Source organism: Streptomyces sp. WG7 (assembly GCF_049975785.1).
Taxonomy (GTDB): domain Bacteria; phylum Actinomycetota; class Actinomycetes; order Streptomycetales; family Streptomycetaceae; genus Streptomyces.
This window is the reverse complement of the sequence record NZ_JBNGGE010000001.1, coordinates 119,267-140,113: the sequence shown is the minus strand read 5'-3', so window position 1 is coordinate 140,113 and position 20,847 is coordinate 119,267. Positions and strand designations below refer to the sequence as shown.

The window sequence follows — 20,847 nt, the reverse complement described above, 5'->3', positions numbered from 1 at the left end:
ACCGTATTCCTACGGTTCCGTAACCTACGGCGACGTAAGTATGGCAGCGCGTCACGCCGCGGCAAGAGCCCGAAACCCTGCGCGTCCCGGCCGACACCTATCCTGGACTCGGTCGGACAGCGCGGTCCGCTCTGATTTCTTCCCGGACGTCCGGCCCGGTAAGCGGCACCCGCCGCGCGAGACGGCCGTCCGGGTTCCCTCCCAGACGAGCTTCAACACTGCAAGGAGCCGCACCTGTGAGCAGTGCCGACGACCAGACCACCACGACGACCGGCAGCGAGCTGCGCGCCGACATCCGCCGGCTGGGTGACCTCCTCGGAGAGACCCTCGTCCGGCAGGAAGGCCCCGAACTGCTGGAACTCGTCGAGAAGGTACGCCGACTCACCCGAGAGGACGGCGAGGCCGCCGCCGAACTGCTGCGCGGCACCGAACTGCAGACCGCGGCCAAGCTGGTCCGCGCCTTCTCCACCTACTTCCACCTCGCCAACGTCACCGAACAGGTCCACCGCGGCCGCGAACTCGGCGCCAAGCGCGCCGCCGAAGGCGGACTGCTCGCCCGAACGGCCGACCGCCTGAAGGACGCCGACCCCGAGCACCTGCGCGACACCGTCCGCAACCTCAACGTCCGGCCCGTCTTCACCGCACACCCCACCGAGGCCGCCCGCCGCTCCGTCCTCAACAAGCTGCGCCGCATCGCCGCCCTCCTGGACACCCCGGTCAACGAGTCCGACCGGCGCCGCCTCGACACCCGCCTCGCCGAGAACATCGACCTCGTGTGGCAGACCGACGAACTCCGCGTCGTCCGCCCCGAACCCGCCGACGAGGCCCGCAACGCCATCTACTACCTGGACGAACTCCACGCCGGCGCCGTCGGCGACGTCCTCGAGGACCTGACCGCCGAACTGGAGCGCGCCGGCGTCAAGCTCCCCGACGACACCCGCCCCCTCACCTTCGGCACCTGGATCGGCGGCGACCGCGACGGCAACCCCAACGTCACCCCCCAGGTCACCTGGGACGTCCTCATCCTCCAGCACGAACACGGCATCAACGACGCCCTGGAGATGATCGACGAACTGCGCGGCTTCCTCTCCAACTCCATCCGCTACGCCGGCGCCACCGAGGAACTCCTGACCTCCCTCCAGACCGACCTGGAACTGCTCCCCGAGATCAGCCCCCGCTACAAGCGCCTCAACGCCGAAGAGCCCTACCGGCTCAAGGCCACCTGTATCCGGCAGAAGCTGGAGAACACCAAGGAGCGCCTCGCCAAGGGCACCCCCCACCAGCCCGGCCGCGACTACCTCGGCACCGCACAGCTCCTCGACGACCTGCGACTCGTCCAGACCTCCCTGCGCGAACACCGCGGCAGCCTCTTCGCCGACGGCCGCCTCGCCCGCACCATCCGCACCCTCGCCGCCTTCGGCCTCCAGCTCGCCACCATGGACGTCCGCGAACACGCCGACGCACACCACCACGCCCTCGGCCAGCTCTTCGACCGGCTCGGCGAGGAATCCTGGCGCTACGCCGACATGCCCCGCGAGTACCGCACCAAGCTCCTCGCCAAGGAACTGAGGTCGCGCAGGCCCCTGGCACCCACCCCCGCGCCCGTCGACGCCGCCGGCGAGAAGACCCTCGGCGTCTTCCAGACCGTCAAGCGCGCCCTGGAGGTCTTCGGCCCCGAGGTCATCGAGTCCTACATCATCTCCATGTGCCAGGGCGCCGACGACGTCTTCGCCGCGGCGGTGCTCGCCCGCGAGGCCGGCCTCATCGACCTGCACGCCGGCTGGGCCAAGATCGGCATCGTGCCGCTCCTGGAGACCACCGACGAGCTCAAGGCCGCCGACACCATCCTCGAGGACCTCCTCGCCGACCCCTCCTACCGGCGCCTCGTCGCCCTGCGCGGCGACGTCCAGGAGGTCATGCTCGGCTACTCCGACTCCTCCAAGTTCGGCGGCATCACCACCAGCCAGTGGGAGATCCACCGCGCCCAGCGCCGCCTGCGCGACGTCGCCCACCGCTACGGCGTACGCCTGCGCCTCTTCCACGGCCGCGGCGGCACCGTCGGCCGCGGCGGCGGCCCCACCCACGACGCCATCCTCGCCCAGCCCTGGGGCACCCTGGAGGGCGAGATCAAGGTCACCGAACAGGGCGAGGTCATCTCCGACAAGTACCTCATCCCCGCCCTGGCCAGGGAAAACCTGGAACTGACGGTCGCCGCCACCCTCCAGGCCTCCGCCCTGCACACCGCACCCCGCCAGTCCGACGAGGCCCTCGCCCGCTGGGACGCCGCCATGGACGCCGTCTCCGACGCCGCCCACACCGCCTACCGCGAGCTGGTCGAGGACCCCGACCTGCCGACGTACTTCCTGGCCTCCACACCGGTCGACCAGCTCGCCGACCTGCACCTGGGCTCGCGGCCCTCCCGCCGCCCCGGCTCGGGCGTCTCCCTCGACGGACTGCGCGCCATCCCCTGGGTGTTCGGCTGGACCCAGTCCCGGCAGATCGTCCCCGGCTGGTACGGCGTCGGCTCCGGCCTCAAGGCCCTGCGCGAGGCCGGACTGGACACCGTCCTCGACGAGATGCACCAGCAGTGGCACTTCTTCCGCAACTTCATCTCCAACGTCGAGATGACCCTCGCCAAGACCGACCTGCGCATCGCCCAGCACTACGTCGACACCCTCGTCCCCGACGAGCTCAAGCACGTCTTCGACCGGATCAAGGCCGAGCACGAGCTCACCGTCGCCGAGGTCCTGCGCGTCACCGGCGAGGACGAACTGCTGGACGCCGACCCGGTCCTCAAGCAGACGTTCACCATCCGCGACGCCTACCTCGACCCCATCTCCTACCTCCAGGTCGCCCTCCTCGGCCGCCAGCGCGAAGCCGCCGCAGCAGGCGAGGAAGCCGACCCGCTCCTCGCCCGCGCCCTGCTCCTCACCGTCAACGGCGTCGCCGCGGGCCTGCGCAACACCGGCTGACCCGCACCCCCGCACACACGACGGTGCCCCCGCGCTCCACCTCGAGCACGGGGGCACCGTCACGTCTGTGTGCGCCGGAGACTCACACCGCGAAGAACGCCGCCGTCAGCAGCCCCACACCCGACCCGGCCATCACCCACGCCGCCCGCGTACGACGCAGACCGCCCGCCACCATCACCGACGCCAGCAGCAGCGCACCACCCAACGGCACCCACGCGTACAGCACGCCGGCCGGGCCCGAACGCACCACGTCGTCACCGCCGGGCTTCATCACCACCGAGTACGTCCGACCCTCCGCCACGGCGACCGAATCCTCGATGACGACCCGCTCCCGCGCCTGCGACCCCGCCGACACCGGCGCGTACGGCCCACTGCACGAACCCCCGCCGCACCGCGTCACCTCGACCGTGCCCCGCTCCCGGCCCTTGGTCAGCAGCACGTGCTGCGCCGTACCCCAGGACGCCCACACCCCCGCGATCAGGATCAGCGCGGTGACCGTCCCCATCGCCGCGACCCGGCCGAACCGCAGCACGGCACGCGAGGCCCGACGGGAACGGGCGGCGACGACGGCGGCGGCAGGGACAGCGGCAGGGGCAGCGGCTGAGGCAGGCATGGCCGGGATCATTGGCCATACCTGCGCGCCCGGTCAACTCACCCGCGCACCATCGACGGACAAGTCGGGAGTTGTACAGCGGCGGACGACGCGCGTCAGGAGTTGTACGTGCTCTGCGCCCGCTCCAGCCCCTCGATCACCAGCGCCTCGACCGCGTCCGCCGCCCGGTCCACGAAGTAGTCCAGCTCCTTGCGCTCCGTCGACGAGAAGTCCCGCAGCACGAAGTCCGCCACCTGCATCCGCCCCGGCGGCCGGCCGATCCCGAACCGCACCCGGTGGTAGTCGGCGCCCAGCGCCTTCGTGATCGACTTCAGCCCGTTGTGCCCGTTGTCCCCGCCGCCCAGCTTCAGCCGCAGCACGCCGTAGTCGATGTCCAGCTCGTCGTGCACCGCCACGATGTTCGAAACCGGCACCTTGTAGAAGTCCCGCAGCGCCGTCACCGGCCCGCCCGACACGTTCATGAACGACATCGGCTTCGCCAGGACCACCCGCCGGCCGGCCGGCCCGGGCGGCCCGATCCGCCCCTCGACCACCTGCGCCTGCGCTTTGCCGTGCCGCTTGAACCGCGCCCCGATCCGCTCCGCCAGCAGATCCGCCACCATGAAACCGACGTTGTGCCGGTTCGCGGCGTACTCGGGGCCCGGGTTGCCGAGACCGGCCACCAGCCAGGGCGCACCCGCGTCCGTCGTCACGTCCGTGTCTCCTTCGTATCCATCGGACCCGTCACCTGCATACGCGTCGGCCGCTGCCCCGCACGGGAGCAGCGGCCGACCCATCGTTGACCGTGGAGGATCAGGCCTCGGCGGCCTCGTCGCCACCCTCGGCGGGGGCCTCCTCGGCCTGCGCCGACAGCACCTGCAGGACCACGGTGTCACCGTCGACGTCCAGCTTCACACCGGACGGCAGCGCGATGTCCTTGGCGAGGATCGAGGCACCGGCCTCCAGACCCGCCACCGACACGGTGACCTGCTGCGGGATGTGCGTGGCCTCGGCCTCGACCGGCAGCGCGTCCAGGACGTACTCCAGCAGGAAGCCACCCGGGGCCAGCTCGCCCTCGGCCTGCACCGGGATCTCGACCGACACGGTCTCGCCGCGCGTCACCAGCTGCAGGTCCACGTGCTCCAGGAAGCCCTTGATCGGGTCACGCTGGACCGACTTCGGGATCGCCAGCTCGTTGGTCTTGCCGTCGATGTCCAGCGCGATCAGCACGTTGGAGGTACGCAGCGCGAGCAGCAGCTCGTGGCCCGGCAGGGTCAGGTGGATCGGGTCCGAACCGTGGCCGTACAGAACACCCGGAACCTTGTTGTCACGACGGATACGACGCGCGGCACCCTTGCCGAACTCGGTACGGGTCTCGGCGGTGAGCTTTACCTCAGCCATGATCACTCCTCGTGGAAAGCAGAACGGACGTGGTCACCCGGCCACGAACGGCCTGCTACGAAGAGCGCGTCGATTACGGACCGCCACACCCGCGAAAACGGGTACGGCCTCCCTCGCCGAGCAACTTCAGCAGTCTACTCGGAGAGGAAGGCCGTACCCAAAACGATCTCTGCGGGGCGATCTTGCAGAACGGTTACTGCGCGACGCTCACTGCTCGTCGAACAGGCTCGTCACCGAACCGTCCTCGAACACCTCACGCACCGCACGCGCGATCGTCGGCGCGATCGACAGCACCGTGATCTTGTCCAGCTCCAGCTCGTTCGGCGTCGGCAGCGTGTTCGTGAACACGAACTCACTCACCTTCGAGTTCTTCAGCCGGTCCGCCGCCGGACCCGACAGCACACCGTGCGTCGCCGTCACGATGACGTCCTCCGCACCATGCGCGAACAACGCGTCCGCCGCCGCACAGATCGTGCCACCCGTGTCGATCATGTCGTCCACCAGAACGCAGATCCGGCCCTCCACCGAACCGACGACCTCGTGCACCGTCACCTGGTTCGCCACGTCCTTGTCACGCCGCTTGTGCACGATCGCCAGCGGCGCACCCAACCGGTCGCACCACCGGTCCGCCACCCGCACCCGGCCCGCGTCCGGAGACACCACCGTCAGCTTCGACCGGTCCACCTTCGCACCCACGTAGTCCGCGAGCAGCGGCAGCGCGAACAGATGATCGACAGGACCGTCGAAGAAGCCCTGAATCTGATCCGTGTGCAGATCCACGGTCAGAATCCGGTCAGCACCCGCCGTCTTCATCAGATCGGCGATCAGACGCGCCGAAATCGGTTCACGCCCCCGGTGCTTCTTGTCCTGCCGCGCGTAACCGTAGAACGGCACGATGACCGTGATGGAGCGCGCCGACGCACGCTTCAGAGCATCGATCATGATCAACTGCTCCATGATCCACTTGTTGATCGGAGCCGTGTGGCTCTGGATCAGAAAGCAGTCCGCACCACGTGCCGACTCCTGATACCGCACATAGATCTCGCCGTTCGCGAAATCGAAGGCCTTCGTCGGGACGACCCCGACACCCAACTGCTGGGCGACCTCCTCGGCAAGCTCGGGGTGGGCGCGGCCGGAGAAGAACATCATCTTCTTCTCGCCGGTCGTCTTGATCCCGGTCACAGCACTTTCTCCTCAGAGGTTTCGCAGCTGAGCGTCACAGGCTCTTCCGGCTGGGTGCGGGAGGCGTCTCAGCTGGTGGGGTGCGGATGTGCACTTATCACGGTACGCCGTGTTCGACGCGCCGGTTTCCGGTCAGCCTTCGCCGCCGGCCTCCCGGGACACCGCCTCGGCCGCCTTCGCCGCCGCGCTCCCCGGACGCTTCCGAGCCACCCAACCCTCGATATTCCGCTGCTGGCCCCGGGCCACGGCCAGCGAACCGGGCGGCACATCCTTCGTGATCACCGACCCCGCAGCCGTGTAAGCACCGTCCCCCACCGTGACAGGAGCCACAAACATGTTGTCCGAACCCGTACGGCAATGCGAACCGATCGTGGTGTGGTGCTTGTCCTGCCCGTCGTAGTTCACGAACACGCTCGCGGCACCGATGTTCGTGTACTCACCGATCGTCGCGTCACCCACATAGGAGAGGTGCGGGACCTTCGTCCCCTCACCGATCGACGCGTTCTTCGTCTCGACGTACGCACCGATCTTCGCCTTCAGCCCCAGACGAGTACCCGGACGCAGATACGCGTACGGACCCACAGTCGCCTGCGGACCGACCTCGGCACCGAGCGCCACCGTGTTGTCGACGCGCGCGCCGGCACCCACCCGCGTGTCGGTGAGACGCGAGTTCGGCCCCACCTCGCACCCCTCGGACAGGTGCGTCGAGCCCAGCAACTGCGTACCCGGGTGCACGACCACGTCCTGCCCGAAGGTCACCGTCACATCGACCCACGTCGTCGCCGGATCCACCACCGTCACACCGGCCAGCATGGCACCGGTCAGCAACCGGTCGTTGAGAATCCGACGGGCCTCGGCGAGCTGCACCCGGTTGTTGATCCCCGCGATCTCCCGGTGGTCACCGGCCACCGACGCACCCACCCGGTGCCCCGCCTCACGCAGAATGCCGAGGACGTCCGTCAGGTACTCCTCACCCTGGCTGTTGTCCGTCCGCACCTTCCCCAGCGCGTCCGCGAGCAACCGCCCGTCGAAGGCGAACACACCCGAGTTGATCTCACGGATCGCCCGCTGCGACTCCGACGCGTCCTTGTGCTCCACGATCGCGGTCACCGCACCGGAAGCCCCGTCCCGCACGATCCGGCCGTACCCCGTCGCGTCCGGCACCTCCGCCGTCAGCACCGTCACCGCGTTCCCGTCGGCCGAGTGCGTGGCGGCGAGCGCCTGCAGCGTCCCACCGGTGAGCAGCGGAGTGTCACCGCAGACGACCACCACCGTGCCGTCCACGGCACCGCCCAGCGCCTCCAGCCCCATCCGCACCGCGTGCCCGGTGCCGTTCTGCTGCTCCTGCACGGCGGTACGTACGTCGGGGGCGACCTCGGCGAGGTGCGCGGTGACCTTCTCGCGGGCATGCCCGACGACGACGACCAGGTTCTCCGGGTCCAGTTCACCGGCGGCGGCGAGCACGTGCCCCACGAGGGACCGGCCGCACAGCTCGTGCAGGACCTTGGGTGTGGCCGACTTCATACGGGTGCCCTCACCCGCTGCGAGAACGACGACGGCTGCCGGGCGAATGGCGCTCACGGGATGCCCTTCGGCTGAGGGGTGGGGGTGGACATCCGCAGGATACCGGGGTGGTTTGTGGGGGACATGAGTGCGGGCCCTGACTATGCGGTCAGGGCCCGAACCGAGCATGGCTCCCCCGCCAGGACTCGAACCTGAAATACATCGTCCAAAGCGACGTGTGTTGCCGATTACACCACGGGGGATTACCGGGTGCAGCCTACGCGGTTCGCCGCTTGGCCTCCACCACCATGCCAGACCACCAGCCTTCGATGCGACGGTACAAATCGGCTCCTGCACGGACATCGACGCGGAGGCAGCCGTAGTAGGTCTCGTCAGTGTTCTTGCGGTTCGTGCTGGGGTTGTGCTTCTTCAGCGTCGTCTTGAGAAGCGCTGTTCGTTCAATGCCCACATGGTCTGTCCAGAACTGCTCGGCGCCTGTCACGTCGGCGGTCTCGTGGATGTGCACGGCGAACTTGAGGCGCTCCGGCTCAACGCGGAGCAGGCGCAGCCAGGCTAGGAAGAGCGTGATCATGTCTGGGTCGCTGTTGACAAAGGTAACCCGCTCCTGTCGCCGGTACGGCTTGCTCTTGGAGCCTTCGGCCCAGTAGAGACCCACGCCCACCAGGAACAGCTCGCGGTCGGTCATCTGTGCGATCTCCTGAGCTGCTACCTGCCTGGTTCGCTGACGTTCCTCTTCTCGAAGACGCAGCGTCGCCTCCCAGCCGCGTTTTGCGATCGCCGAAGCTTCCTTACGTGTCCGTTTACGTCGCTCCGGTTTCGGCAAGTCCCGCACCCAGAGCGAGATCGAGCTCTTGCTGCACCCCAGCTCCACCTGGATCCGGTCGTACGTCCACCCTTGGAGCCGTAGCTCCCTTGCCCTCTCCCGCAGGTCGTCCTTCGCGTTCGGGCGCTTCGTCCATTCCGGGGGCGGCTCGCCCTCCAGGAGCCGGTTGAGGATGTCGTTGTTGTCGACGTGGAGCCGGTCGCGGATCTGGCGGCGGCTCAGGCCCTCGCGCCGCAGCGCCACCGCCCGCTCCCGCAGTCCCTCGAAGTCCGCGTACTTGTTCTGTGAGTGAGTCATGGGCATACCGTCCGGCCGGAATCCCCGCTACCGGAGGTGAACGCCGCGTGGTTCACCAGTTCGAGGGGTATCGCGTCGTATCGCTTGTCGAAAGTCGCCGGAAATGTGCCGCCCGCCGCCCGTAGGCTGGAGGGCATGACCACGACGGGGGAAGACCACGTACCGGCCCGGGGAGGGCCTTGGTGGTGGGACAGGCGGCGCGGTGCGGTGCTCGATGTGAGCCTCGGTGTCGTGTCCGCGTTGGAGTGCGCGGCGGAGGGGTTTCCGTTCGCGCGGGATGCCGGGATTCCGTGGGCGGCGGGGGTCGTCTTCGGGTTGCTGGCCGGTTCGGTGCTGGTGGTGCGGCGGAAGTGGCCGATCGCGGTGGTGTTGGTGGCGATCGCCATCACGCCGGCGCAGATGGGCCTTCTGATGGGCATCGTCGGCCTGTACACACTGGCGGCGTCGGAGTTGCCGCGGCGGATCATCGGTGCGCTGGCCGGGATGTCGTTGCTGGGGACGTTGATCGTGACGTTCGTCCGGCTGGGGCAGGACGCGGCGCGCGAGGACTTGCAGTTCGGGGACTGGTTCCTGCCGTTCGCGTCGATCACGATGTCGCTGGGGGCGACCGCGCCGCCGTTGCTGCTGGGGCTGTACGTGGGGCAGCGGCGGCGGTTGATGGAGAGTCTGCGGGAGCGGGCGGACAGTCTGGAGCGGGAGCTGCAGTTGCTGGCGGAGCGTGCGGAGGAGCGTGCGGAGTGGGCGCGGGGTGAGGAGCGGACGCGGATCGCGCGGGAGATGCACGACGTGGTGGCGCATCGGGTGAGTCTGATGGTGGTGCACGCGGCGGCGTTGCAGGCGGTGGCGCGGAAGGATCCGGAGAAGGCGGTGAAGAACGCGGCGCTGGTGGGGGACATGGGGCGGCAGGCGTTGACGGAGTTGCGGGAGATGCTCGGGGTGCTGCGCAGTGGTGGGGGTGGTGGGGGTGCCGAGCGGGCGTCGGCGTCGCCGCCGTTGGCGGCGGTGGGGGTGGCCGCGGCGGTGGCGGCTTCGCGGGCCGCGGAGGGTGGGGAGTCGTCGGTGGACGGGCCGTGGCTGTCCGAGCTGGACGAGTTGATCGGGCAGTCGGAGGCGGCCGGGATGGTCGTGGATCTGTCGGTGGAGGGGGAGGGGCGGTCGTATGCGGTGGAGGTGGAGTCGACGGCGTTCCGGGTGGTGCAGGAGGCGTTGACGAACGTGCACAAGCATGCGGCGGGTGCGAAGACGTATGTGCGGTTGGCGCACCGGGTGTCGGAGATCGCGATGCAGGTGGAGAACGAGCCGCCGCCGGAGGTGTCGCAGGCGTCGTCGGCGCGGTTGCCGTCGGGGGGCAATGGGTTGGTGGGGATGAAGGAGCGGGTGGTTGCTCTGGGGGGTGTGTTCGTGTCGGGGCCGACGGATGCGGGGGGTTTCCGGGTGTCGGCGGTGATTCCGGCTTCGTAGCCGTGTCGGTGGGGTCGGTCAGCCGGTGGTGAGGCGGGTGGGCTGGGTGCCTGCGACGAGGGTGGCGAGGGCTTGGTCGATGGTGGGGCCGAGGTACCAGTCGCCGGTGTGGTCGAGGGCGTAGACGCGGCCTTCGGTGTCGATGGCGATGAGGGCGTGGCTGTCGGTTTCGGTGCCGAGGGGGCAGGTCTGGGTGCCGAGGGCGCGGCCGAGGTCGCCGAGGGTGCGGGCCATGTGGAGGCCGTGGAGGGGGTCGAGGTGGAGGGTGGCGGGGGCGATTTGGCGGCCGGGGCCGGTGGGGGTGATGTGGAGGCTGCCGAATTCGGCCCAGGCTTCTACTGCGGCGGGGAAGACGGTGTGTCGGTGTCCTGCGGGTGAGGTGTGTCCGCGCAGGGTGTCGGCCCAGATTTCGGCCTGTTTGATGTCCCAGCGTCCGGGTTGCCAGCCGGCGTCGCGGAGGGCGGCGTCGACGGGGACGGGGAAGCGGGTGGTGGAGGTGCGGTCGGCGTGCATCTGCCCTTGGTTCGTTTTGGTCGGCTTGGTCGGCTCGGTCGGCTCGGTCGGCTCGGTCGGCTCGGTCGCTTGGTGGTGCCGTGCGGTGTGGGGGTGGGGGGTGTCGGCGTTGGTGTCGGGTTCGGGTTCGGCTTCGGGTTCGGCTTCGGGGGTGGTGGCCGGTGGCCGGTGGCCGGTGTCAGTCGTCGTTCGTCGTGGGGTCGACGATGCGGACGCCGAAGTGGGCGGTGAGGGCGGTGCAGGCGCGGCAGGGTGTGGCGAAGCCGCCGTGGAGGGGGTCGCCGTCCTCGCGGATGCGGCGGGTGGTGAGTTTGGCGTGTTTGAGTGCTTTGCGGGCTTCGCCGTTGGTCATGGGTTTGCGTGACGCGCGTTTGCTGCGGGCGGCGTCGGCGGTGGCGAGGTGGCGTGAGATGAGGATGGTTTCGGCGCAGCGGCCGGTGTAGCGGTCTCGTTGGCCGCTGGTGAGGGTGTCGAGGAAGTCCTGTACGAGGTGGTGCAGGGCGGGGGGTGTGTCGGCGCGGGTGGCGGTGCCGGTGAGGGTGGTGCCGCGGACGGAGAGTGCGGCGGCGACGGTGGGGAGGATGCCGTCGCGGCGGTGCTGGAGGGTGGGGGCGTGGAGGGTTTCGGTGGCGCTCCAGCCGATGCGGGGGTCGCCGCCGCGGGGGTCGGCTCCGCGGGGGTCGTCGGACCGCCCGGTGTGGGGCCCTGCCTGTGTCGCACTCATGATCATCTTCCCCTCCTGAGCATCCCCCCGAAGGTCACAGAGTGCCAAATCCCGGGGCGGCTGTGGAAGCTGGGGCGGGGTGACACGCCCGGGTGTGGGCGTTGCGTCACGGCAGGGTGACGGCTGGTCACGGAAGCGGAGGGGTGGTGGCCGGGTGCGGGGTCCGGTGCCGGTGACCGGTCTTGCCGTACCGCATAGGCTGTCGGCACCGCGATCGCGTGCGGTGACCGGACAGTGCAGGCAATCAGTCCGGACAGTGCAGACAATCAGTGCAGACTGATCAGACAGACGCCGCAGGGGGCAACCGCCATGACGACAGGTCGGCTCGGGCTGGGGGCACCTCCCGGCCGCCAGGCCGGGGGACACGCCGCGCCGCCGAACGCGGCCTACGCCGGGCAGGTCGTGCATTTTCCGGATCCGGTGCGGGCGGCGCGTCACCCGCGAGGGGTACGGGTGGACGAGGGTGGTTATCCCGTCTTCTCGCCGTACGCCCGTGCGGTCGCGGAGATCGCGGATCCGCCGGAGGGGTTCGGGGTCGACGAGTTGCGGCTGACGGACTACGTGTCGGCGAACGCGGCGTTGTCGGCGTCGGGGCACGAGCTGTGGGACACGGTGCCGGCGGTGGCGACGCCGCACGGCTGGACGTGGCATCACGTGGCCGGGTCGCGGCGGATGGAGTTGGTGCCGGTCGAGGTGAAGGCGCTGCTGCGGCATCACGGTGGGCTGGCGACGGCGGCGGTGGACCAGGGCAAGCGGGGGACGCGGCCGTTGCAGGAGACGCGTCCGGCGCATTTCGGTCTGCCGAAGTCGGGTGTGGCGGTGTCGGAGCAGATGGTGCAGGGGGTCGAGGAGGACCTCGGGTACCGGCTGCCGGGTGCGTACCGGTCGTTCCTGAAGGCGGCGGGTGGCTGTGCGCCGGTGGGTACGGCGCTGGACGCGGAGCTGGGTCTGCTGGTGGACCAGCCGTTCTTCACGGTGCGTGAGGAGGCGGCGGTCAATGACCTGGTCTATGTCAACAAGTGTCTGCGGGATCACCTGACCAAGGACTATCTGGGCGTCGCGTTCGTGCAGGGCGGTCTGCTCGCGGTGAAGGTCAAGGGGGAGCGGATCGGTTCGGTGTGGTTCTGCGCCTACGACGATGTGCGGGACGTGGACCCCTCGGTGCCGCCGGCGGATCGGGTGGAGCGGTTGCTGCTGCCGTGCGGTGAGGATTTCGACGCGTTTCTGTCGCGGCTGGCGGGGTCCCCGCCGGAGTTGGAGACGGTGGCGAACCTGATGGTGGACGGTGGGTTCGCGCGTGCGGTGCCCGTGGCGTCGGCGTCGGTAGGGGAGTGAGCTGGCGATGGTGACGTTCGCGCAGGCGCAGGAGCGCGCGGAGGAGTGGGTCAACGGCGAGCTGCCGGCGTACCAGCACCGTGAGGTGCGGGTGCGGGAGTTCGAGCTCGGGTTCGTGGTGTGGGCCGAGGACCGTGCGGACGGGCCGCGTTCGGACGGGGGCGTGCACCGGCTGGTGATCGCGCGGGACAGCGGTGAGGCGACGCTGTGGCCGGGGTTGCCGGTGGGTGAGGTGATCCGCCGGTACGAGGAGGAGTACGGCCGTCCGGAGGAGGCCGCGGAGCCGGTGGCGGCACCTGCGGCGCGGGTGGATCTGAATCAGACGTCGTTCTTGCTGACTCCGCCGGAGTGGTTGCAGGAGGCGGCGGACAAGCTGGGTATTCCGGACCGTCGGCGGGGGGAGCAGGGCGGCGGGGGTGGTGTCGGTGACACCGGTGGTGGTGGTGACACCGGTGGTGGTGGTGGTGGTGGTGGTGGTGCCGGGGCTGGGTCCGGGGCCGGGGCTGGGGGTGGTGCGCTTCCTGAGACGCAGGGTGGGGTGCCGTCAGCTCCTGTGGCTCCTGTGGCTCCTGCGGTCCCTCCGGCCCCTGCGGCTTCGGTGGACGCGCAGGGGAGCGGTGCCGCGTGGCCGGCTGCCGGGGCGAGTGGTGCCGGTGGCTCCGGGACGGGTGCGTCCGGTGCGCCGGGTGCGCCTGCCGGGGCGACGCCCTGGGCGGGGACGGACACCAACGCGGACGCCGGTGAGGACCGTTCCGTACCGCTGCCCCAGACCGTGTTCGCGCCGCCGCTGAGCGGTGCCGACGACGACGCGCCGCCGCCCGCGGCGGCGCCGGACGCGAAGACGGCGCTGATGTCGGGCGGCAGTGGGCTTCCGCCGACGGCGCTCGCGCCGGCGATCGACGACTCGAACGCGCCGGCCGCGTCCGCGCCGTCGGCGCCGCACGCTCCGCAGCAGCCCGCTGGTCCGGGTGCGTCGGCCGGCCCAGGTGCGTCGGCCGGCCCGGGTGCGTCGGCCACGCCGGCCCAGCCGCTCGCGCCGCCGGCCGGGGACATCGCCGACGCCGCGACCCGCAAGGCGACGCCTCCGCCGCGCCGTGGCGGTGGTTCGACCACGCCGCCTCCGCCGGGGGCCCCGGGTGTGCCGGGTGCAGGGCCGGGGAGTACGCCTCCCCCGTCGGCGCCGGCCGCACCGGCGGGTGGTTACGTGCCGACGCAGCTGGTGTCGTCGCTCGGCCCCGAGGGCCCGGGCGGTGGTCCGGCCACGCCGCCCCCGCCGGGCGCGCCTGGTGGGACGCCCGCGGGTGGGATGCCTCCCGGTGGTACGCCTCCCGGTGGGATGCACCATGCCGCCACGATGCTGGCCGACCCGGGCCGGACGGGTGGCGGTGGGCCTCAGCCGCCCGCTCCGCCCGCTCCTCCTGGCGCGCCCGGCGTCCCGGGCGCGTCCGGTGGTCCGGGTACGCCGCCTCCGCCTGCCCCTCCCGGCGCCCCCGGCGTTCCCGGCGGGCCCGGCCCGCGGGGTTCCTCGGGCGGTGCGGGCGGTGCCGTGCACCATGCGCAGACCGTGCTGGCCGGGCCTGCGGTGGGCGGCCCCGGTGCGCCTCCGCCTCCGCCGGGTGCTCCTGGCGTCCCCGGTGGACCGGGTGTCCCCGGTGCCCCGGGCGCCGGACAGCCCATGCCGCCCGGTGCCGTGCCGCCGCCCGGCGGGCCGGTGCCCGGTGCGCCGCCGGCGTACGGCTATCCGCAGCAGCAGCAGCAGCCGGCCGGTCTGCCGACCGTCGGCCCCGGCTACCAGGCCGTGCTGCGCTACCGCGCCCAGGACGGTTCCGAGCAGCAGCTGATCCGGCGTTCGGCGCCGGGTACGCCGCACCCCGAGTGGCAGATCTTCCACGAGCTGCGGGGCATGAACGTGCCGCCGGACCAGGTGCTGGAGCTGCACACGGAGCTGGAGTCGTGCGAGCTGCCGGGTGCCTACTGTGCGCGGATGATCCGGGAGCAGTGGCCGCAGGCGCGGATCACATCCATCGCGCCGTACGGCGCGGATCACGCGAGCCGGCAGCAGGGCATGCGGCAGTTGCTGGCGCACCAGGGCGAGTTGCATCAGGTGGCCGACGGGCCGGCCCGTCCGGCGCCGGTGCGTGCTCCGCTGCCGCAGGTGCAGCCGGCGCCGCCGATCCCGCCGGAGGCCATCGGGCAGGAACTGGGCGGCGCGTTCGGTCCGGGTGTCTTCCGGTTCGAGCAGGCCGCGGTGTCCCGGCAGGGGGTGCCGCCGATCGTGGCGCACACGCTGGTGGCGGCGGGTCTGCCGATGGACATGGGCCCGTTCTTCTGGGCGCAGGCCCAGCCGGGGCGTCCGGTGCCGACGCTGGCGGAGCTGGCGGCGGAGCGCGGGGTGCAGCCGGCGTCGGACGCGGGTTCGTACCTGGTCGTGGGCAGTGACTTCGGCCGGGCGATCTGTGTGCAGTACGGCACGGCGGCCATCGTGGCGGTGCCGGTGGAGGCGGGGCCGGGTGGTGCGCCGGTGCCGCCGCAGTTCGTGAACACGGGGCTGCCGGAGTTCGCGCGTTCCCTGGCGCTGCTGGGCCGGATGTGGCGGCTCAGGTTCGGTCTGAACCAGGAGCAGGCGGGCCGCTGGACGGTGGACTTCCAGGCTCAGCTGGCCGCGCTGGACCCGGCGGCGCTCGGGTCGCCGGAGAGCTGGTGGTCGGTGCTGCTCGAGCAGATGTGGGACGGGCTGCTGTGACGCGGCGGCGCCGCTGACGTACCCGGCGGGCGGGGCCCGGTCGACCTGTGAGGCGACCGGGCCCCGCCCGTTTCTGTGCGGTGTGTCGCATTATGAGGCTTTACTTCCGATCCATAAAGTCGGTTAAGTCCATTTAGTGCGGCAGTGCATCACAGGGGTGTTGAGCATGAGCGGCGCATCGGCGTCTCCCCACGGCTTCGTGACCGTACGCGGGCGTGAGCGCGGCTACCGGCCCGAGCAGGTGGAGGAGTGTGCCGCGGCGCTCTTCGAGGAGCGGGACGCGGCCTGGGAGCGGGCCGCCCGGCTCACCGTGCTCGCCCGGGAGATGGAGGAGGAGCTGGAGGACCTCCTGGATGTCGTCGCACGGCTGGAGTCGCAGAGCTACGAGACGCTCGGGGAGCGCGCGAGGCGTCTCTTCCGGCTCGGTCAGGAGGAGGCCGAGGCGGTACGGGAGGGGGCGCGGAGCGCGGCGGAACGCCTGGTGGAGGATGCGCGGGCGCACGCGTCCGGTGTGCGTGCGGCAGCTCAGGCGCACGCCGAAGCCGTACGCGCCGAGGCCGACGAACGGGCCCGGCGGCGGCTGCTCGCGGCGCGTGCGGAGGCCGACGAGACGCGGATCGCGGCGCGGCGCGAGGTGCGGGAGGGGCGCGGAGAGGCGCTGTGCGTGCTGCGCGAGATGCGGAGGCGCACCACCGGGATGCTGGCCGAGCAGAGCAGGGAGCACGCGCAGAGGTGGGCCGGGGAGGAGCGGGCGGAGGACGAGCGGGCGCGCGCCCTGGACGCGTACCACGCGGAGCTGTTGGCGCGCGCCGAGCAGGATCTGTACGAGGCTCGGCAGGCCCTGGCCGATGCCGGGGAGGCGGCCGGGAGGCGGCAGGAGGAGGCCCGGGCCCGGGCGGCCGAGGTGGTCGCCGAGGCCCGGCTGTGTCAGGAACGGATCGCCCGCGAGACGGAGCGGGTGCTGCGTGAGCACGGGGCGCGGTGGGACGAACTCCAGGCCCATGTGGCCTCCGTACGCAGCAATCTCCGTTCGCTGACGGGCCGGGCGGTGGAGTGACGCCTCGGGCCCGCTTGCCCGGCCACTTCACTCGCCTCGGTGTACCGCGCCGTCGCCAGAACCGGTGTGCCGCGCCGTCATTCGTCCCGGTGTGCCGCGCCGTCACTCGTCCCGGTGTGCCGCCCCGTCGGGGTCCAGCCCGTCAAGGTCTCGTGGTGCCGAGGCCGGCCTGCGCCTTGCGCCGGCCGGCCTCGGCGGCGTGCCCGGGCGGCCTCAGGTGAAGCCCAGGGGTTGGGTCTTGGGCTTGCCCCTGACGTCGGGGGAGGGCGGATGCTCGATGCGCCTCGGGAAGGAGGACGACCCTGAGGTGGGTTCCGCCGAAGGGTGTACTGCCCCTAGGGGTACCTCCGTACTACGGCCTGGGGACGGCTCGTACCGTCGGAGGACGAGAGGGGCCCGGTGGTGTCCTTAACCTGGTCCTACGTCGCCGGGGGGCGGCGAACCGGACCCGTGGGGGTGGGGTTTTCCCCAGGGAAAGAGTGCGCTGAACACCAGGGCGGTCGCTCTCCGGTCCGGCCAGACTCTTCGATGTAGCAGCACGGCACACGCACGGCGGCCCGTACACCGGGACGGGTCGCAGCACCGCGTTCACCAGTACCGACCAGCGCCCGCCGCCGGCACCGGCGGCTCATCTGATGACCGACATAGGAGACTTGACATGACATCGGCCGTGAGTATTCCCACGCACGGGAGCACCGGAGGGCGTACGGCCGTTGCCGCGCGGGCGCGGCAGGTCGTGAAGGCGTACGGATCGGGTGAGACCCGGGTGGTCGCCCTCGACCACGTGGACGTGGACATAGCCCGTGGTCAGTTCACCGCGATCATGGGGCCGTCGGGGTCCGGCAAGTCCACGCTGATGCACTGCCTGGCCGGTCTGGACACCGTCACCGGCGGGCAGATCTACCTCGACGACACCGAGATCACCGGTCTGAAGGACAAGAAGCTCACGCAACTGCGCCGGGACCGGATCGGGTTCATCTTCCAGGCGTTCAACCTGCTCCCGACGCTGAACGCGATCGAGAACATCACGCTGCCCATGGACATCGCCGGGCGCAAGTACGACCGGGCGTGGCTGGACCGCGTGGTGGAGACCGTGGGGCTCGCCGGGCGGCTCAAGCACCGGCCGACGCAGCTCTCCGGTGGTCAGCAGCAGCGTGTCGCGGTGGCGCGGGCGCTGGCCGCCCGGCCCGAGATCATCTTCGGTGACGAGCCGACCGGAAACCTAGACTCGCGCGCCGGCGCCGAGGTCCTGGGCTTCCTGCGCCGGTCGGTGGACGAGCTGGGCCAGACCATCGTGATGGTCACCCACGACCCGGTGGCCGCCAGCTACGCGGACCGGGTGCTGTACCTCGCCGACGGCCGGATCGTCGACGAGATGTACAAGCCGACCGCGGACGCCGTCCTCGACCGCATGAAGGACTTCGACGCCCGGGGGCGCACGTCATGACCGTCGTCAAGACCTCGATGCGCAACTTCCTCGCGCACAAGGGCCGCATGGCGCTCTCGGCGGTGGCGGTGCTGCTGTCGGTCGCGTTCGTGTGCGGCACCCTGGTGTTCACGGACACCATGAACACCACCTTCGACAAGCTCTTCGCGGTCACCTCGTCGGACGTGACGGTCGCCCCGAAGGACGCCGAGGCCGAGGACACGCCGCAGAACGGGGTGCCCGAGTCGCTGCCGGCGTCCACGCTGGAGCAGATCCGCTCGGCCGACGGCGTGGCATCGGTCGAGGGCGCGGTCGTCTCGATGAACGTGACCGTCGTCGACGCCGACAACGACAACGTGGGCGCCACCAGCGGTGCCCCGACGTTCGCCGGGAACTGGACCAAGAACGACCTGCGGTCCATGGAGATCACCTCGGGGCACGCGCCGCGCGGCCCGACCGAGACGATGGTCGACTCCGACACCGCCGACAAGCACGACCTGAAGATCGGCGACGAGCTGCGCACCATCGCGCAGACCGGCGACTTCAAGGCGAAGATCGTCGGCATCGCCTCCTTCACCGTCACCAACCCCGGTGCCGCGGTCGTCTACTTCGACACCCCCACCGCCCAGCGCCAACTGCTCGGCGGCGAGGACCGCTTCAGCCAGTTCAACGTCACCGCGGCGTCCGGCGTCACCGACGCTCAGCTCAAGCAGAACGTCTCCGAGGCCCTGGACGGCGGCGCCTACAAGGTCCAGACGGCCAAGGAGGCGTCCGACGAAGGCCGTGCGGACGTCGGCGAGTTCATGGACGTCATCAAGTACGCCATGCTCGGCTTCGCCGGGATCGCGTTCCTGGTCGGCATCTTCCTGATCATCAACACCTTCTCGATGCTGGTCGCCCAGCGCACCCGCGAGATCGGCCTGATGCGGGCCATCGGCTCCTCCCGCCGGCAGGTCAACCGCTCGGTGCTGGTCGAGGCGCTGCTCCTCGGCATCGTCGGTTCCGTCCTCGGCGTCGCGGCCGGTGTCGGAATAGCCGTCGGCCTGATGAAGCTGATGTCGGCGGCGGGCATGAACCTGTCCACCGACGACCTGACCATCAAGACGGCGACCCCCGTGGTGGGCCTGGTCCTCGGTGTCGTGGTCACCGTCCTGGCCGCCTACCTCCCGGCCCGTCGCGCCGGCAAGATCTCCCCGATGGCAGCCCTGCGCGACGCCGGTACGCCGGCCGACGGCAAGGCCGGCCGGATACGCGGTCTGATCGGCCTGGTGCTCACCGGCGCCGGTGCCGCCGCCCTGCTCACGGCCGCCGCCGCCGACAAGGCGAGCGACGGTGCGCTGATGCTCGGCGCGGGCATCGTGCTGACCCTCATCGGTTTCGTCGTCGTCGGCCCGCTGCTGGCCGGCTTCGTGGTGCGGGTGATCAGCGCGGTCCTGCTGCGGGCCTTCGGTCCGGTGGGACGGCTGGCCGAGCGCAACGCCCTGCGCAACCCGCGCCGCACCGGCGCCACGGGTGCCGCCCTGATGATCGGCCTCGCGCTGGTGGCCTGCCTCTCCGTCGTCGGCTCCTCCATGGTCGCCTCGGCCACGGGTGAGCTGGACAAGACGGTCGGCGCGGACTTCATCGTCCAGGGCAACCAGCGGATCGTGCCGCAGGCCGAGAAGGCGATGCAGGACACGCCCGGCCTGGAGCACGTCACCCGCTACAAGGTGCTCGACGCCACGCTGACCTCGCCCGACGGCAAGACCGACGACGACGGGGTCACGGCCGCCGACCCGACCTACGCCGAGGACGTGCGCCGCACGACGACGGAGGGCGAGCTCTCCGCCGCCTACGGCACCGACGCCATGTCGGTCGGCTCGGACTACGCCGAGAAGCACGGGGTGCACGTCGGCGACACGATCTCCGTGGCCTTCAAGGGCGGCGAGACCGCGAAGCTCAAGGTCGCCGCGATCACCAGCGACGACGTCGCCATCGACCAGGGCGCGCGGTACGTCAGCATCGAGACGATGCGGAAGTACCTGCCGGCCGAGAACATCCCGCCGAACATGATGATGCTCGCCAAGGCCGAGGAGGGCCAGGCGGACCAGGCCTACGCGGCGCTGAAGAAGTCCCTGGACGCCTACCCGCAGTACCAGGTGGCCGACCAGACCGACTACAAGCAGGAGCTGAAGGACCAGGTCGGCCAGCTGCTGAACATGGTCTACGGCCTGCTCGCCCTGGCGATCATCGTCGCGATCCTCGGTGTGGTGAACACCCTGGCCCTGTCGGTGGTCGAGCGGACCCGCGAGATCGGCCTGATGCGGGCGATCGGCCTCTCCCGCCGCCAGCTGCGCCGGATGATCCGGATGGAGTCCGTCGTCATCGCCCTCTTCGGTGCCCTGCTGGGCCTGGGGCTGGGCATGGGCTGGGGCGCCACGGCGCAGAAGCTGCTCGCGCTGGAGGGACTGAACGTCCTCGACATCCCCTGGCCGACGATCATCGGCGTCTTCATCGGCTCGGCCTTCGTGGGCCTGTTCGCCGCCCTGGTGCCGGCGTTCCGTGCGGGCCGCATGAACGTCCTGAACGCGATCGCGACGGAGTAGCGACCGACGGCCACCACGCACGGGGGTCGTGGGGGAGTGCCCGGTGCCGGAACGTCCTGGAGGGCGTCCGGCACCGGGCTCGTCGCTGCCTCCGGCCCTTCGACGGGCTGCCCCCTCCGGCCGCCTTCGACGGGCTGTCCTCCGGCCGGCCGTGTCGGGGGGTGACCTCTCCGGGCAGGGGGCCGTGCGCAGGCCACGGGGACAGGGGGAGA

General features: G+C 70.9%; 15 protein-coding genes and 1 tRNA gene. 7 read left to right on the top strand and 9 right to left on the bottom strand.

Translation table 11 applies throughout. From position 1 onward, the window contains the following. Positions 1-236: 236 nt before the first annotated feature. Positions 237-2,972, top strand: a complete 2,736-nt coding sequence (gene ppc / locus ACP4J0_RS00590; protein WP_426596596.1) for a phosphoenolpyruvate carboxylase — start codon at positions 237-239, stop codon at positions 2,970-2,972. Positions 2,973-3,054: 82 nt separating this feature from the next. Here the strand turns inward: ppc and ACP4J0_RS00585 are convergent, their stop codons facing one another. The 7 genes from ACP4J0_RS00585 to ACP4J0_RS00555 form a co-directional block, all read right to left on the bottom strand. After that, positions 3,055-3,585, bottom strand: coding sequence for a hypothetical protein (locus ACP4J0_RS00585; RefSeq protein WP_426596595.1), 531 nt, complete (start codon positions 3,583-3,585; stop codon positions 3,055-3,057). A gap of 95 nt (positions 3,586-3,680) precedes the next feature. Next, positions 3,681-4,277, bottom strand: a complete 597-nt coding sequence (gene pth / locus ACP4J0_RS00580; protein WP_426596594.1) for an aminoacyl-tRNA hydrolase — start codon at positions 4,275-4,277, stop codon at positions 3,681-3,683. A gap of 100 nt (positions 4,278-4,377) precedes the next feature. Further along, positions 4,378-4,965: a 50S ribosomal protein L25/general stress protein Ctc gene (locus ACP4J0_RS00575; RefSeq protein WP_426596593.1), complete on the bottom strand. Its 588-nt coding sequence runs from the start codon at positions 4,963-4,965 to the stop codon at positions 4,378-4,380. 207 nt (positions 4,966-5,172) lie between these two features. Beyond that, positions 5,173-6,147: a ribose-phosphate diphosphokinase gene (locus ACP4J0_RS00570; protein ID WP_426521235.1), complete on the bottom strand. Its 975-nt coding sequence runs from the start codon at positions 6,145-6,147 to the stop codon at positions 5,173-5,175. A gap of 132 nt (positions 6,148-6,279) precedes the next feature. Further along, positions 6,280-7,728, bottom strand: coding sequence for a bifunctional UDP-N-acetylglucosamine diphosphorylase/glucosamine-1-phosphate N-acetyltransferase GlmU (gene glmU, locus ACP4J0_RS00565; protein ID WP_426596592.1), 1,449 nt, complete (start codon positions 7,726-7,728; stop codon positions 6,280-6,282). 110 nt (positions 7,729-7,838) lie between these two features. Next, positions 7,839-7,913 (bottom strand) — tRNA-Gln (locus ACP4J0_RS00560). 14 nt (positions 7,914-7,927) lie between these two features. Beyond that, complete coding sequence (locus ACP4J0_RS00555; protein ID WP_426596591.1) at positions 7,928-8,791, bottom strand: hypothetical protein; 864 nt, start codon at positions 8,789-8,791, stop codon at positions 7,928-7,930. 135 nt (positions 8,792-8,926) lie between these two features. Between ACP4J0_RS00555 and ACP4J0_RS00550 the strand changes: the two genes are divergently transcribed. Further along, a complete protein-coding gene (locus ACP4J0_RS00550) occupies positions 8,927-10,252 on the top strand; it encodes a histidine kinase (RefSeq protein WP_426596590.1) in 1,326 nt (441 codons plus the stop codon). 18 nt (positions 10,253-10,270) lie between these two features. On the opposite strand, the gene ACP4J0_RS00545 is transcribed toward ACP4J0_RS00550, so the two are convergent. Then, complete coding sequence (locus tag ACP4J0_RS00545) at positions 10,271-10,765, bottom strand: SUKH-3 domain-containing protein (RefSeq protein WP_426596589.1); 495 nt, start codon at positions 10,763-10,765, stop codon at positions 10,271-10,273. 178 nt (positions 10,766-10,943) lie between these two features. Next, entirely contained in the window at positions 10,944-11,489 is a 546-nt protein-coding gene (locus tag ACP4J0_RS00540) for a YwqJ-related putative deaminase (protein ID WP_426596588.1), read from the bottom strand. A gap of 309 nt (positions 11,490-11,798) precedes the next feature. On the opposite strand from ACP4J0_RS00540, the gene ACP4J0_RS00535 reads away from it, so the two are divergent. The 5 genes from ACP4J0_RS00535 to ACP4J0_RS00515 all read left to right on the top strand — a co-directional run bounded on the left by ACP4J0_RS00535 (position 11,799) and on the right by ACP4J0_RS00515 (position 20,635). Further along, complete coding sequence (locus ACP4J0_RS00535; protein WP_426596900.1) at positions 11,799-12,824, top strand: SMI1/KNR4 family protein; 1,026 nt, start codon at positions 11,799-11,801, stop codon at positions 12,822-12,824. Between the two features lie 7 nt (positions 12,825-12,831). Beyond that, positions 12,832-15,567 (top strand): SUKH-4 family immunity protein, encoded by a 2,736-nt coding sequence (locus tag ACP4J0_RS00530; RefSeq protein WP_426596587.1) that lies wholly within the window; start codon positions 12,832-12,834, stop codon positions 15,565-15,567. Positions 15,568-15,733: 166 nt separating this feature from the next. Continuing rightward, entirely contained in the window at positions 15,734-16,624 is an 891-nt protein-coding gene (locus tag ACP4J0_RS00525; RefSeq protein ID WP_426596586.1) for a cellulose-binding protein, read from the top strand. Between the two features lie 658 nt (positions 16,625-17,282). Beyond that, complete coding sequence (locus ACP4J0_RS00520; RefSeq protein ID WP_426596585.1) at positions 17,283-18,071, top strand: ABC transporter ATP-binding protein; 789 nt, start codon at positions 17,283-17,285, stop codon at positions 18,069-18,071. Continuing rightward, entirely contained in the window at positions 18,068-20,635 is a 2,568-nt protein-coding gene (locus ACP4J0_RS00515) for an ABC transporter permease (protein WP_426596584.1), read from the top strand. Before ACP4J0_RS00520 ends, ACP4J0_RS00515 begins: the two co-directional genes overlap by 4 nt. The last annotated feature ends 212 nt before the right edge of the window (positions 20,636-20,847 follow it).